General features: G+C 60.5%; 9 protein-coding genes. 3 read left to right on the forward strand and 6 right to left on the reverse strand.

What is annotated here, in order from left to right; translation table 11 throughout:
- The first annotated feature begins 90 nt into the window (after window positions 1-90).
- Window positions 91-1,644 (forward strand): MocR-like pyridoxine biosynthesis transcription factor PdxR, encoded by a 1,554-nt coding sequence (gene pdxR / locus ACWR1S_RS01695; protein ID WP_454562230.1) that lies wholly within the window; start codon window positions 91-93, stop codon window positions 1,642-1,644.
- Here the strand turns inward: pdxR and ACWR1S_RS01700 are convergent.
- The 6 genes from ACWR1S_RS01700 to aspA form a co-directional block, all read right to left on the reverse strand.
- Window positions 1,601-6,193, reverse strand: a complete 4,593-nt coding sequence (locus ACWR1S_RS01700; protein ID WP_454562231.1) for a dermonecrotic toxin domain-containing protein — start codon at window positions 6,191-6,193, stop codon at window positions 1,601-1,603. The genes pdxR and ACWR1S_RS01700 overlap by 44 nt on opposite strands.
- Window positions 6,194-6,345: 152 nt before the next feature.
- The gene (locus ACWR1S_RS01705; protein ID WP_454562232.1) at window positions 6,346-7,371 is read right to left on the reverse strand and encodes a histone deacetylase family protein; all 1,026 of its coding nucleotides are present in this window, start codon (window positions 7,369-7,371) and stop codon (window positions 6,346-6,348) included.
- Window positions 7,372-7,498: 127 nt separating this feature from the next.
- Window positions 7,499-8,491, reverse strand: coding sequence for an AraC family transcriptional regulator (locus tag ACWR1S_RS01710; RefSeq protein WP_454562233.1), 993 nt, complete (start codon window positions 8,489-8,491; stop codon window positions 7,499-7,501).
- 248 nt (window positions 8,492-8,739) lie between these two features.
- Complete coding sequence (locus ACWR1S_RS01715; RefSeq protein WP_454562234.1) at window positions 8,740-9,744, reverse strand: asparaginase; 1,005 nt, start codon at window positions 9,742-9,744, stop codon at window positions 8,740-8,742.
- A gap of 171 nt (window positions 9,745-9,915) precedes the next feature.
- Complete coding sequence (locus ACWR1S_RS01720; RefSeq protein ID WP_454562235.1) at window positions 9,916-11,364, reverse strand: alanine/glycine:cation symporter family protein; 1,449 nt, start codon at window positions 11,362-11,364, stop codon at window positions 9,916-9,918.
- A gap of 450 nt (window positions 11,365-11,814) precedes the next feature.
- A complete protein-coding gene (aspA, locus tag ACWR1S_RS01725; RefSeq protein ID WP_064116482.1) occupies window positions 11,815-13,239 on the reverse strand; it encodes an aspartate ammonia-lyase in 1,425 nt (474 codons plus the stop codon).
- 180 nt (window positions 13,240-13,419) lie between these two features.
- On the opposite strand from aspA, the gene ACWR1S_RS01730 reads away from it, so the two are divergent.
- Window positions 13,420-14,328: a LysR substrate-binding domain-containing protein gene (locus ACWR1S_RS01730; RefSeq protein WP_127930274.1), complete on the forward strand. Its 909-nt coding sequence runs from the start codon at window positions 13,420-13,422 to the stop codon at window positions 14,326-14,328.
- A complete protein-coding gene (locus ACWR1S_RS01735) occupies window positions 14,300-14,581 on the forward strand; it encodes a hypothetical protein (RefSeq protein ID WP_454562236.1) in 282 nt (93 codons plus the stop codon). The genes ACWR1S_RS01730 and ACWR1S_RS01735 overlap by 29 nt, the downstream gene beginning before the upstream one ends.
- Window positions 14,582-14,591: the final 10 nt, after the last annotated feature.

Raw genomic sequence — 14,591 nt, forward strand, 5'->3', positions numbered from 1 at the left:
GGAGATTTTCCTTGGCGAATGCCAGCATCGTAGGCAGGCTATTGGTCTGTTGTAAGAGCCATTAATGACCAATTTCATAGGTCCATTGCCATGCCCGATTCGCCGACGTTGTCCATGCCGTTCAATCCCGCGGGTATCGAGCTAGACCGCCGTCAGGGCTTGAGTCGTCAGCTCTATCAGGCGTTGCGCTTGCGGGTGCTGGATGGGCGGCTGGCGAGTGGTACGCGGTTGCCGGCCAGTCGCGATCTGGCGGCGGCGTTGGGAATCTCCCGCAACAGCGTGGTGCGCGCCTACGATCAACTGTATGCCGAAGGCTTTATTGAAGGGCGGGTGGGGGATGGCACCTACGTCGCACAATTGATGCCCGTAGCAGCGCCGTCGAAAAAACTATCCACAAAAGTATCCACAGGGTTTTCAACAGGCTTACCCACAGCCTTATCCACAAATTGGCTGGATTCACCTGTGATTCCATCCAGTAAAGTTATCCACAGCGATAGTTTTTCGCGCATCGAAAAGAACCATTTACCCCGGCCACCGAGTGGTCCGCCGCGCGCATTTCGGGTCGGTGTTCCGGCGTTTGATCTGTTCCCGTTCGAGGTGTGGGCCAAGCTGAATGCGGCTTTCTGGCGTAAGCCGGATCTGGAGCAGCTGTGCTACGGCGATCCATCCGGCGATGCGCGTTTGCGCGCGATGATCGCCGCCTATTTGCGCAGTTCGCGGGGCATGCAGTGTTCGCCTGAGCAAATTGTGATCACCAGCGGTGCACAGCAAGGGATTAGCCTTTGTGCACAGTTGCTGGTAGCGCCGGGCGATGGCGTGGCGATCGAAAATCCGGGCTATCGCGCGGCCGGTCATGCGTTCGCCGTGGCGGGCGCTCGTTTGCGCGGCATTGCCGTGGATGAAGAGGGCATGGATTGCTCGGCACTGGCGGCCACTGAGGATTGTCGCGTGGCGTATGTCACGCCCTCACATCAATATCCGACCGGCGTTGTGATGAGCCTGGCGCGACGCCTCGAACTGCTCGCCTGGGCCGAGCGTAGCCAAGGCTGGATCGTCGAGGACGATTACGATGGCGAATACCGTTACACCGGCGCGCCGCTGGCACCGTTGGCGGCACTCGATCGACAGGGCCGCGTGCTGTATGTCGGTACCTTCGGCAAAGTCGCGTTCCCGGCGCTGCGTCTCGGCTATCTGGTGTTGCCCCCGGCGTTGGTGGATGCGTTCTCGCAACGGCGGGCTGTGGATGTCCGGCATTCCGAGGTGAGTACACAAGCGGTAATGGCCGAATTCATGGCTGCCGGACATTTCCAGCGGCATATCCGGCGCATGCGCCGCGCTGCGCTGAGCCGGCGCAATACCTTGCTCGACGGCTGGCCGAGCGTCATTGCCGGCGTCGGCGATTTACCTGCGGTCTCGGCCGGACTGCACTTGACCGTGGCGGTCGACAGCATCGAGCGCGAGCAGCAACTGATCGAACAAGCCGCCCGCGCCGACGTGGAGATCAACGGCTTGAGCCGTTATTGGCTGCCGGATTCGACGACGCCGCTGGCGCAGCGCGCCGGACTGGTGCTGGGCTTTGCCGCCGTACCTGAGCCAGCGATCACAGCGGCGCTGACCCGGTTACGACAGGCGTGGCAGGCGTGAGGAACAGCGCCTGCGCGGACCGCTCGGAAATACCGCTGCGGTGAACATTGATCAGCGCCTGATTGTTCAGTAAGCGTGGCTCATAGGCCCCCCTCATATGCCGTTGTGCCACGGTTTTCATGTGGCCGACGGGGAACGGGGCGACGGGCGCTTGTGCGCTGCTGTAATGGAAATGGGCGTAACACAACGCCTTGTGGGTGTGGGCGTCGCGAATTTCATATTCGTCGAGAAAATCCCTGGCCTGTCCTTTGAGCCGGTGCCGAGTCACGGTTTGGGAGATTGTCACTTCTCCCTTGTCCTTCAGCCACTGAATCCCGGCGGCGGTCGGCAGTTGTTGCTTGACCATCCGGATACGGGTGCTGGTGCCTTTTTCTTCAAGGGTTCGAGCGGCCGCGTCAAGCCTGTGGCCGAGCGCTTCGGTCGGCTTCTTCAGGTCGGCAGTCAGATTGCTGCCGGTCAGTGCTTCATCGATTGCCGCGTTGGCTTCTCGCAAAGCGGCGGCATGATTGTGGTATTGCTCCTCGATCTCGACAGGAATCCTTGGTCCTCGTTTGAGTTGGGCTTCGATACGCCGGTGGAACGCGGCCAAGCCGTCGAGCAGAGCCTCGCCCTCACGAATGCTGTGGTTGAGGTCAGGGCTGGTCTTGGGCGGCTTGGTTGTGGCTTTGCGCTGCTCGACCCAGACCCCGGGTGATTCTTCCTCAAACGTGGCGATGACGCCCGTCAGGGTGGTGCGCACTTCCACCTGATCGGTGTCCTGGCCTTCGAGACTTTTTTTGCGCTCGCCGACCAGCGTGCGCCTGGATTTGGTTTTGATGATCTGGCGTGCCGATGTTTGCCTTGAAGGTCCCGGCGCCGGTTCCAGCAAGTGCCTGTAACGCAGCAAGTCGGCCAGTTTTACATCTGTGCGGGCCTTGAACGCATTGACCCGGCTGCGCACATGCGTCAGTCGCTCGGTGTAGATCTGATCGGGATAGTCGATCAGCAGATCGCCAAAACGTTGGTCGATCGAGGTGAATTGCTCGGCAACATTGCTCAAGGCATCCTTGCGTTCGCGCAGGTTGTCGAGGCTTTCATCGGCGCTCAGATTCAACGCGCTCTGGATATTCAGTGCAGCGTCTTCGATGAGCGTGGACAAGGCCTGATAGGCGTTGGCGCCCGAGGTCGGGTCTGCTGCCTTGATGCAGATCTCCTGGCCGAGGCTGATCTGCAACAGCTTGAGGTCATTCAGATCATATTTGGGCAGCGCCTCACGATAGGTGTGAAGTACCTCAACCGCATCGCTTCCCAGCAGCATCAGCTCGTCGAAACGGGTCCGGGCCGACTCTATTTTTTCAATGATGGCCTGAGTCTGATCGGTCATCGTTTCGAACTGCCGAGCGAACGTCTCCACGGCGAAACGTCCTTCATCGGCAAGCATTGTCTGCATCGTCTTCAGACTCGCCTGGAACTCCGTGGTATGCAGTTCCAGCCATTCCTGGCCGAGGAACAACTGCATCTCCAGTCGTTGAATCATGACCTCCCGGTAGTTGGGAATGGTTTGCTTTTTATTCAACGCTTTGATCTGTTCGATGCTCGTACCGTACGCCTTGTGCTGTGAGTCGAGCGTATCCAGATACCGCTGACGCGCTTGCGCACGGACTTGCGCCGGCGCGTTGCTGAACGCGTCGTGGTCGGCGTCACGCTGAGTGCTTTTGGCTTTCATCGTCTTGTCGAAAGCGCTGATGGTGGTGCTCAGCTGTTTGGCGGTTTTTTTACTGAAGTCCTGAGCTTTCTCAAGCGCTGCGTCGAGTCCGCCGCCGCGCAGGCGCAAGCGTAGATCGACCACCCATTGACCATTAGCGGTGTGGCTCAGCAAGGGCCCGAGACGCGGAACGGGTTGGCGTGAGTTGATGATCTGGACATCCGCGTGCTCATTGAGCGTGACTTCGAACCAGCGCTTGCCGACGGGGGCGAACCATTGTTTCTGGCGGGGGTAGAGGTGTCTGTGTATGCCTTCGCTGGCGGCATCGCCGATGCCTCGGGGTTTGGCGATCTGAAAACTGTCGAGCAACGTGGTCAGTGCGACGGGAGATCGCTTCAGGGCGGCAAAAGGGTTGATCGATATCTCATGAGCGCCGGGCAGTGCGCTGCCGGCAATATCTGGCAGCTGTAATGCCTTGCCAATGACGGTGGGGGGCGTGATGGTTGGGCCGGGTTCTTCCGGACTGGTCGATTCGTTTTGTGGCTTGTCACCGACCGCTGCACGATGGGCCAGTACCATGCCCAGCGCCAGAAGGATGTCGGCGATCGCGGTCCAGGCGGTCTTGCCGGATTGCTCATTGGCGACGTCGCTGATTTCTTGCAGGTCGTCCATGATCTGCCAGATCCACGCGGCTGTGCCGACGCTGCGCCCCAGAAACGGCAATGCGGCGTTGAACAGCGTCCAGCCGCCGTGTTTAAGCGTGGCCCAGCGCGCCTCGGCATCGGACACCGACTGGCGATCGGCCTGGGTCATCAGCGCCTGGACGTTGCTGTTGTGCAGCGTCGCCAGCACATCCTGTTCAATCGTTGCCGTCCCCAGTGCCACGGGGCCGGACATGTCCAGAGCGGTACCGGGATTGGTCAGCAACTGCGGGATCGTCCATATCGAAGGCAGCCTCGCGGTGAAGACAAACTGGCTGTAGTTGAAGCGCACATCGTCCGGTAACCAGGCGAGGACCGACTCGCGCAGATGGCGAGAATGCTGGATTTCGTACAGCAGGTTGGCGTGAGAGGGAAACTGCATCAGCGCCATTTCAAACAGTGGCCGGTAAAGCACGCAGGGTCCTTTGTCGACGTCGCGTGGGCCGATAACGAACATGTTGTTGACGGTATCTGCCTTTGATGAGGTGCGATGGGCGACGAAAGCCAACGGACGAATGACGATTTCCTCGCGATCGACCTGGCGTTCATCGTCGCTGCTGGCCAGGGCGGCAACCACGTAGCGATACCCCTGATCAGTGATGCCGGCCTTGCCTTGTATTTTGTGTTGCAACGCCAGCAACGGCAGTTCGATGGGCAACTGGCTGGTGTAGAGGTTTTGTAGCGTCGACGCTTGCTCGCTGTCGTCGACCAACAGGTTTTGCAGGTGCGCGGTGTAAGTCCGGCCGATATCGACCGTGTTCACCAGTTGTTCGAGGTAGCTCGCGGTCAGCCATTCAGGCAACTCGCTGTCGTCCTTGTAGCGTACGGTTTTGTTGCCTGTCGGTTGTCCCGCGAGGTTCTGCAGGGCAAGTTCGATGAGTGACAGCGTCTGGGTCTGGGTGTTGCCCGGCAATACGAATGTGCCCCAGACCACCAGGCTGGTGATGCTGATTTCGATGTCCTCGATCTTCACCTCGGCGGCACTCGGATGATCCTTGAGGATCTGTTGTTTCAGGGCCTCACAGGTGAACGCTTGCAGGCTGATGACTTCGCTCTGGAATGTTTTTCCCTTGTTCGTATGCTGGATCATGGTCAGATCCAGCAGATGCCGGCTGTAACGGTTCTGATCGGCAGGCGCCGCGCTGTCGAGCCAGGCGGGCAGCATCGGACGCAGGCGCTCGATATGAGGTTTGAGGCGCGGTGTCGGTTCTCGAGGATCGCCGACCGTCCCGGTGTGCGGGTAGAGTGGGTTGGCGCTCGAATCCTGAAAGAAACTGATCTCACCCAGAGCGTCAGCTTCGAGCGCGATCAAGGTACAGGCCTGATAGTCAAAGAAGTTGCCCTGCGGTTCGAACAGTCGCCATTTCAATCCGGTCCCGGAGGCCTCTTTCCAGTAGCGACGCGGCAAGGCTTTGCCGAGCTCATCCAGTGATTCGAAGTGCTCGAAACCCTGGATCACCGAGTGCGTCATGATCCAGGTGCTTTCGCCGTCAGTACCGATCAGCACCGCCGTATCGAGCAGGGCCAGGTGCTCTTGGTCGTCACCCTCGTTGCGGTCCAGATCGATCAGGCAGGCGCGTACCTGGTATTTGCCGGTCGGCCGGCGCTGATGTTTGTCCGGGTGCCGGTAAACCGCCTCGACCATGGCGCGCTGGTTGGCATTCCAGTCGGGATTGGCCTCGACGTTCCACAGGTTGCGCAAGGCTTGCGACAGTTGCTGCCAGCGCGGTTGCCCCGGGTAGGTGAATTCGTCCCAATACTCGACTTGCTGTTCCTTGTAGGCAATGAACAGCAAAGGTGCCCGTTCATTGAGCAGTTTGCCGACGGCGCTGATTTTCACCGGCAGCTGGATGGCAGCGGGCTGATCGGGCTGCAAGGTCAGATAGTGTTCGCCGTCGAGGTACGTCACGGCAGTGCCGGAGAGGCCCAGCCGCACCAGTGTGTCGGTCAGCGATTCAATCAAGTGGCGGCCGGGGACGACCTCATCATCCTGAATGACCCAGGTCGGTCTCACGACCATGGCCAGCTGTGGATCAATGTCGAGGTCTGGATACAACGTCTTGAGTGCCGGGCGTAGCGTTTTCGAGGCGACTTCTCGCAGCGAAGGACCGGTCACCAGTTGGGTCAGGATGTCGACGGCACTGGGTGAGGGGATTTCGGGCATGGGCAATTCCTGCTCTGATAGGCGCGCGCTGAAAGGGCGGCGGTTCCGGGCAAGGTAGAGGCGGGCGGTGAGGCGCATGCGGTAGATAAATATTGCGGGCAAAAAAAGACCCGCCTGAGCGGGTCTGGTTTGTTTATCCGGCCTGAGTTCGCTTATTGCTCGAATCCTTCGAGCACATTCACCGCGTTGATACCGATTTCCTCCACCGCGTAACCGCCCTCCATGACGAACAGCGTCGGTTTGCCAAGGGCGGCAATGCGCTTGCCCATCGCCAGATAATCCGGGCTGTCGAGTTTGAACTGCGAGATCGGATCGTCCTTGAAGGTGTCGACGCCGAGGGACACGACAATCACGTCGGCGCCATAACGGTCGATCTCGTCGCAGGCCTGATCCAGCGCCGCACTCCACACCTCCCAACCGGAGCCTGCGGGCAGCGGATAGTTGAAGTTGAAGCCTTCACCGGCGCCTTCGCCATGTTCATCATCGTAGCCGAGAAAGAACGGAAACTCCGCTTCCGGATGGCCGTGGATCGAGGTGAACAGTACGTCGCTGCGCGCATAGAAAATCGACTGCGTGCCGTTGCCGTGGTGATAGTCGACGTCGAGGATTGCGACCTTCTTGTGACCTTGATCGAGGAAAGCCTGCGCGGCGATCGCGGCGTTGTTGAGGTAGCAATAACCGCCCATCAAATCGCTGGCGGCATGGTGTCCCGGTGGACGGCACAGGGCGAAGGCTGCACGTGCGCCGCGCTGGATTTGCGCTTGGGCGGTGAGGGCTACTTGCGCCGCGCTGTAGGCCGCTTGCCATGTACCGGCGGTGATCGGTGCGCCGCCGTCGAAGCTGTAATAGCCGAGCTGACCATGCAGACTGGTCGGTTTGATTGCCCGCAGCGTGCGCGCCGGCCAGGTGTAGGGCAGCAGATCGCCGTCAGTGTTGAATTCGGTCCAGCGGTCCCACGCGCCTTTGAAGAAATCGAGATAGTCGCGGCTGTGGATACGGGCGATCGGCTCAAGACCGAAATCCTTGGGCGCTTCGACCCCGCCAAGGTTCTGGTTCTGCACACGTTGCAGCACATGGTCGGCGCGCGACGGCATCTCGAAGCACGGCTTGAGCTGGCCATCGATGAGTTCGCAGCGGCCATGGTGCAGGTGGTGATCGTCTGAGTAGATCGTCAGCATTTGTTGTTCTCCGCAGGGCTGATTCGGTTGCGTCCAGTGTTGCGTTGCACGGCGAATCGGAAAACGGCAGGAAAGGCCAAAAGGGGATGGATATGGCCAAAAATCATGACCGCAATTCGCCCCTTCTTCACGTCCTGAATTGGCTTGGCGCCACGCCGCTCCAGCGCACAAACGCATGGCGGAAACTGGCTGTCTCGCTGAACCCGAGCGTTTCGGCAATGCGATAGATCGGCAATTGATCCTCACACAACATCTGCTTGGCCCGCTCGAAGCGCAGTTCATCGAGCAGTTCCTGATAGCTGCTGCCCATGTCCTTGAGATGCCGGCGCAGCGTGCGTGGCGAGCACTTCATCTGTTGCGCCAGCCCTTCCAGTCCCGGCGCAGCATTCAATTGCGCGCTGAGCAGTTGTCGAATCCTTCCCAGCCACGCCTGACGCCCGGTGAACTCAAGGTTCTGTTTGCGGCAACGTTCGGCCATGGCTTGATGGGTGATGGCATCGGCCAGCGGTAGCGGCTGGTCGAGCCAGTGACGGTCGAAGGCAAAGGCGTTGTCCTTGGCGGCGAAGTGCAGCGGGCTGTCGAAGTGCTCGGCGTAACTGTCACGATAATCCGGCGCGGCGTGTTCGAATCGAGTGGCGAGCAAGGGCAGCGCATGCCCGAGCAGGTCATCGCAAATGACTTTCAGCGACACCAGGCAGAACTCGGCATTGAACACCGCCATCGCCGGGCTCTCGCGGTAATCGGCAGCGACGAACCAGACGCGCTCGCCATCGTCTTCCAGGCTCAGTTCGAAAAGTGTTCCCAACAGCGCCGGATAACGGATCGCCAGGCGCAAAGCGTCACCGAAGGTGGCACAGGTCAGCAGGGCGTAACCGAGGATGCCGTAGCAGGAAACATGCATGCGCCGGCCCAGTTCCAGACCGATATCGTGCTTGAGCGCGACCGCGTTGGCGCAGACCTGCATCTCCTGATTGGTGGTGATGCGCGTGTCGGCACGGCTGAGATCCGCCGCACTGATGCCGCTGCCGGCCAGTAATGCCTCGCTCGACAGGCCTTCGGCCTTGAAGGTATTGAGGATCAGCGAGACGGCATTGAGGGTGGTGAGGTGGGAGTGGAGCATGGGATCTTCCAGCCTTGAGGTGGCTGGAGCGCAGCAAGTTGCATGCCGCAGTAGCCCCTCACCCCAGCCCTCTCCCAAAGGGAGAGGGGGCCGATTGGGGGATATTGAAGAGATACGCCGACGTGAAAAAACTGTGCCGAATCCATAATCGACACTTTTTTTCAGGTCGGCGTATAGCGCAAGACACTAAGGTCAGTTCCCTCTCCCTCCGAGAGAGGGCTAGGGTGAGGGCCGATCCAGAGTCTTGCTCAGAGCAACTCACCACACAGATCCAGTTCGATCAGTCGGCGCACTTCTTGAGTTTCAAGCCCAGCACCGAGCAGGCCGTGTAACTTGCCGAACGCCGCCTCGCGAGTCATGCCACCGCCGGACAACACGCCAACACCGCGCAAGCGACTGCCCGCCTCATACACATCCAGCTCGACGCCACCCTCATGGCATTGCGTCACGGCAACCACCACCACACCGTTATCCCGTGCGCGGCCAAGGCTTGCCAGAAACTCAGGGTTGTCGCTCGGCCCTGTACCGCTGCCGTAGCACTCCAGCACCAGACCTTGAATGCCGCTGTCGAGGAGACCGTCGAGCACTCCAGCGCTGATACCCGGGAACAGTGGCAACACTGCAACCTTGGCTAACTGTTTCGGCTGGTTGTAGTTCAACGACACTGGCATCGAGGGCGCTTTCACACCGCCGCCCTGACGCTCCAGACGTTTGAACGGATGACGGCCGAAGCTGCGCACTTTCGCGCAACGGGTCGGCGCCAGCAGTTCGCCGTGGAAGTACAGGTGCACGCCCGGCGCCAGACCTTGGCCGAGGGCAACCAGCGCACCGCCGAGGTTTTCCCAGGCATCGCTGTCGGCAACCCCGGCCGGCAGCATGGAACCGGTGAAGCACACACGAGCATTCAGCCCCAATAACTGGAAGCTCATCGCCGCCGCGCTGTAGGCCAGTGTGTCGGTGCCGTGCAGGATCAGCACGCTGTCGCAACCTTGCACATCAACGGCATCGACCACCGCTTCACGCAGTTGCTGCCAATAGGCCGGGGTCATGTTGGCGCTGTCGATCAGCGGCGACATCTCGCGAAAGCGCCACTGCGGCACGACGAGTTCAGGTTGGCTGTGCAGGTAGTCGCGCATCCGCGCTTCGAAACCGGACGCCGGGGCCAGGCCATTGGCGCTGGCCTGCATGCCGATGGTGCCACCGGTGTAGAGCACCATGACGTTTTGAGCGGCGGGATAAGTCGAAGGGGTCATAGGATTCTCCGAAACGATGAATACCTTGTGGGAGCGAGCTTGCTCGCGAAGGCGTCGTGTCAGTCGACATCTACTCAATTGACACACCGCCTTCGCGAGCAAGCTCGCTCCCACAGGTCATGCATTGCACTTTAACTGACGGGCGCAGGGGATGCGCCCGTCATTCACCTGTCAGCGTTGCGCTGCAGGCACGCCTTGCGGCTCGGCTTCGGTCTTGCCGGCAGCGGCAGACGGGTTGGCCGGCCAGGCCTTCAGGTCCAGGTCCAGATCGGTAAATTTGCTCGAGTCGAACACGGGTTGTTTGACGCCGGCGCGGCGCTGCCCGTCGTAGTCGCGCATCACACGCATGCCGACCTTGAACAGCATGGCCAGGGCCACCAGGTTGACGAAGGCCAGGCAGGTCATGGTGATGTCGGCGAAGGCGAACACGGTCGACAGGTCCTGCATCGAACCCCAGACCACCAGCGCCAGCACCAGGCCACGGAAAATCATCAGCGCGGCGCGGTTGCGGGTGAGGAACTGCAGGCTGTTCTCGCCCAGGTAGTAGTTGTAGAGGATGCAGGTGAAGACGAACAGCGACAGCGCGACGCTGACGAACATGCGACCCCAGTCACCGACCACGGCGGCCAGCGAGTTCTGGGTCAGGACGATACCGTCACCTTCGAAGCCCGGCGTGTAGAAGCCCGACAGCAGGATCAGCAGCGCGGTGCAGGTGCAGATCACGAAGGTGTCGAGGAACACGCTGAAAGCCTGAACCACGCCCTGCGCGCCCGGGTGTTTCACGGCAGCCACGGCGGCGACGTTCGGCGCACTGCCGAGGCCCGCTTCGTTGGCGAACACGCCACGCTTCACGCCCATGACGATGGCGCTGCCGAGCAGGCCGCCAAAGGCCGGGTCGAGGCCGAAGGCGCTCTTGAAGATGGTTTCCAGCATGGCTGGCACGTGTTCGATCTGAGTACCGATCACGTACAGGGTCACGCCGATATAGGCGAGGGTCTTGATCGGCACCAGCAGGTCGGACACCGAGGCGATGCGCTTGATGCCGCCGAGGAAGGTGATGGCCAGCAGCACCGCGAGGACGATACCGGTGTGTTGTGGGTTGAATTCAAAGGCGTTCTGCAGCGAGTGGGTCACGGTGTAGGACTGCAGGCCAATGAAGGCAAAGCCGTAGGTGACCAACAGCAGGACCGAGAACACCACCGCCATGCCTTTGAGCTTCAGACCGTGCTGGATGTAGTAAGCCGGGCCGCCACGGTACAGGCCGTCGCCATCGGCGCGCTTGTAGACTTGGGCCAGGGTGCATTCGAAGAAGCTGCTGGACATGCCGACCAGTGCGGTCACCCACATCCAGAACACTGCACCCGGACCACCGAGGGTCACGGCGATGCCGACACCGGCGATGTTGCCTGCACCGACACGGCCGGCAAGGCTGAGCATCAGGGCCTGGAACGAGCTGAGTTGCCCGGCGCTGCCTGTGAGGCTGTCGCGGAACACCGCGAACATGTGGAAGAAGTGACGCAATTGAACGAAACGCGAGCGAATCGTGAAGTAGCTACCGAGCCCGACAATGAGCACGATCAGTACTTTCCCTGAGAGGAAGTCGTTAATGACTTCGAGCATGGATTTTTCCTCGCTGTTTTTTGTGTGAGCAAATGCTGGATGGAAGAAACATCGTGTTACACCGGTGTGCGCGCGGCACGACAGGTGAGGCGAAGGTTTCGTCCCGTTTCCATTTCGCGGGTTTGTTATTAGTTCGGGTTTCACATGGGTTATGGCCTCGTTACCGACGACCGCTCATGCGAAGAGGGGCGGCACTATACCGATCAGTGGCGCGCCCGTCTGCACAGTCGTGGTGCAAGCGACGAAACGAGGCTTTGAAACACCCGGCGTTACCGGCGCCGGGCTTGTGCAGGGACGGCTCTTCTGTAAGAGCGAGCAGTCCCCAGACATACGGGTCTCAGGGTCAGAAAGTTAAAAAAAAGGGCCTGGAGAATCATCCCCAAGCCCTCAAAAGGTGAGAGGTGTCTAGTCCCTCGACCTGGTGAGCGGTGCTACAAGTAACGCGTCGGTTCAGGCTTTCAGCGGAACCAGACGCGGAGCAATCATGTTTTCCGGGCGCAGGATGTCGGCGAGCATGGCTTCGTCGAGCAGACCTTCTTCGCGCACCAGTTCCAGCACGCCGCGGCCGCTTTCAAGGGCGAGGCCGGCGATACGGGTGGCGTTTTTGTAGCCAATGTACGGGTTCAGTGCGGTGACCAGACCGATCGAGTGCTCGACCAGTTCGCGGCAGCGCGCTTCGTTGGCGGTGATGCCGACGATGCAGTGCTCGCGCAGCATGTCCATGGCGCGTTGCAGCAGGCGGATCGAGTCGAAGATCTTGAAGGCGATCAGCGGCTCCATCACGTTCAACTGCAGTTGGCCGCCTTCGGCTGCCATGGTCAGCGCCAGGTCGTTACCGATGACCTGGAAAGCAACCTGGTTCACGGCTTCCGGGATTACCGGGTTGACCTTGCCGGGCATGATCGAGCTGCCTGGCTGACGCGCTGGCAGGTTGATTTCGTTGATACCGGTGCGTGGGCCGCTGGACAGCAGGCGCAGGTCGTTGCAGATCTTCGACAGCTTCACCGCAGTGCGCTTGAGCATGCCGGAGAACAGCACGAAGGCGCCCATGTCGGAAGTCGCTTCGATCAGGTCGGCGGCAGGAACCAGCGGTTGACCGCTGATCAGGGCCAGACGCTGTACCGCCAGGGCTTGATAACGCGGGTCGGCGTTGATGCCGGTACCGATCGCGGTGCCGCCCAGGTTCACTTCAGTCAGCAGTTCCGGGGCCAGCGTCTTCAGACGGGCCAGGTCTTCGCCCATGGTGGTGGCGAAGGCACGGAATTCTTGACCGAGGGTCATCGGCACGGCGTCTTGCAGCTGGGTACGGCCCATTTTCAGGACGTGATCGAACTCTTTGCCCTTGGCCGCGAACGCCTGAATCAGGCTGTCGAGGCTGGCCAGCAGGGTGTCGTGACCGAGCAGCAGGCCCAGGCGGATCGCCGTTGGGTAGGCGTCGTTGGTCGACTGCGCCATGTTGACGTCGTCGTTCGGGTGCAGGTACTGGTACTCGCCTTTCTGGTGACCCATTGCTTCCAGCGCAATGTTGGCGATCACTTCGTTGGCGTTCATGTTGGTGGAAGTACCGGCGCCACCTTGAATCATGTCGACCACGAATTCTTCGTGGAAATCACCGCGGATCAATCGGGCACAGGCTTCGCTGATGGCAGCGTGCTTGGCTTCGCTCAGGTGACCCAACTCGCGGTTGGCGTCAGCAGCGGCCTGTTTGACCATTGCCAGACCGACAACCAGTTTCGGGTAATGCGAAATCGGAACGCCGGAGAGACGGAAGTTGTTCACCGCTCGCAGGGTCTGGATGCCGTAATACGCTTGAGCCGGTACTTCGAGGGCGCCAAGCAGGTCGTTTTCTGTGCGGAAAGATGCAGCGGAGGACATGATAGAAATCATCTCGATATGGACCCGGTCTGTGCCGGAACGCTGCGAATGCTAGGCTTGTAGGAAATTTTGGGCCAATGCTGTTCAGCACTGCCCTATGCACATTCGGCATAATGCCCGTGTGACGCCGCGTGCGCGGCAGACGTGTGACCTGTTTTGGTGCGTGTCCGGGAGGACGTGATGAATCTGGAAAGCAAATGGCTCGAGGACTTCAGTGCTCTGGCCGCCACCCGCAGCTTTTCGCAGGCGGCCGAACGGCGCTTCGTGACCCAGCCGGCGTTCAGCCGACGGATCCGCAGTCTGGAGGCTGCGCTGGGGCTGACTCTGGTCAACCGCTCGCGCACGCCGATCGAACTGACGGCAGCGGGGCAGTTGTTTCTGGTGACCGCACGCACGGTGGTTGAACAGCTCGGTGAAGTGCTGCGCCATTTGCATCATCTGGAAGGCGGGCAGGGCGAAGTGATGCAAGTCGCGGCCGCTCACTCGCTGGCGCTCGGCTTCTTCCCGCGCTGGATTGCACAACTGCGTAATGAAGGCCTGAACATCGCCACGCGCTTGGTCGCAACCAACGTCGGCGACGCGGTGCATGCATTGCGTGAAGGTGGCTGTGACTTGATGCTGGCGTTCTACGACCCCGATGCGGCGATGCAGATGGACCCGGAGATCTTCCCGTCGCTGCATTTGGGCCAGACCGAGATGCTCCCGGTGTGCGCGGCGGATGCGGAGGGCAAGCCGCTGTTCGATCTGGAAGGCGAGGCCAGTGTGCCGCTCCTCGCCTACAGCGCCGGGGCGTTCCTTGGGCGTTCGGTGAATGGATTGTTGCGTCAGCGGCAGTTGCGCTTCACCACGATTTACGAAACCGCGATGGCTGACAGCTTGAAAAGTATGGCGCTCGAAGGTCTTGGCATCGCCTGGGTGCCGCAATTGAGCGTGCGCGCGGAGTTGGCCCGTGGCGAGCTGGTGGTCTGCGGCGGCCCGCAATGGCACGTGCCGCTGGAAATCCGCCTGTACCGTTGCGCCTTGGTGCGCAAAGCCAACGTCCGCCTGCTGTGGCGCAAGCTTGAAGGCGGCGCTGCACAAAACTCTTGAAAAGATCGCAGCCTTCGGCAGCTCCTACATTGGAATGCATATCCTTGTAGGAGCGGCCGAAGGCTGCGATCTTTTGATCTTTTTGGCTGACCTTCAAGTCAATAAAACCGGGCATTTGCGGCAGATGACAGATGGTCGTGCGGGGGGCTGTTTATTGCTTTCTTTGCGGTATACTGCGCGGCCTTCGGCCGGTACGTCCGGCCATTTTTCGTACAATCAAGCCACGCAACCTGCGTGGCTTGTTGTTTTATGACGCGCCTGCG

It is taken from the genome of Pseudomonas sp. AIG, from assembly GCF_977020205.1.

Excerpts from the sequence above, each read along its gene's own strand:
- ACWR1S_RS01705 (WP_454562232.1), bottom strand. The coding sequence starts at position 7,371 with ATGCTGACGATCTACTCAGACGATCACCACCTGCACCATGGCCGCTGC.
- aspA (WP_064116482.1), bottom strand. The coding sequence starts at position 13,239 with ATGTCCTCCGCTGCATCTTTCCGCACAGAAAACGACCTGCTTGGCGCC.
- pdxR (WP_454562230.1), top strand. The coding sequence starts at position 91 with ATGCCCGATTCGCCGACGTTGTCCATGCCGTTCAATCCCGCGGGTATC.
- ACWR1S_RS01715 (WP_454562234.1), bottom strand. The coding sequence starts at position 9,744 with ATGACCCCTTCGACTTATCCCGCCGCTCAAAACGTCATGGTGCTCTAC.
- ACWR1S_RS01710 (WP_454562233.1), bottom strand. The coding sequence starts at position 8,491 with ATGCTCCACTCCCACCTCACCACCCTCAATGCCGTCTCGCTGATCCTC.
- ACWR1S_RS01730 (WP_127930274.1), top strand. The coding sequence starts at position 13,420 with ATGAATCTGGAAAGCAAATGGCTCGAGGACTTCAGTGCTCTGGCCGCC.
- ACWR1S_RS01700 (WP_454562231.1), bottom strand. The coding sequence starts at position 6,193 with ATGCCCGAAATCCCCTCACCCAGTGCCGTCGACATCCTGACCCAACTG.
- ACWR1S_RS01720 (WP_454562235.1), bottom strand. The coding sequence starts at position 11,364 with ATGCTCGAAGTCATTAACGACTTCCTCTCAGGGAAAGTACTGATCGTG.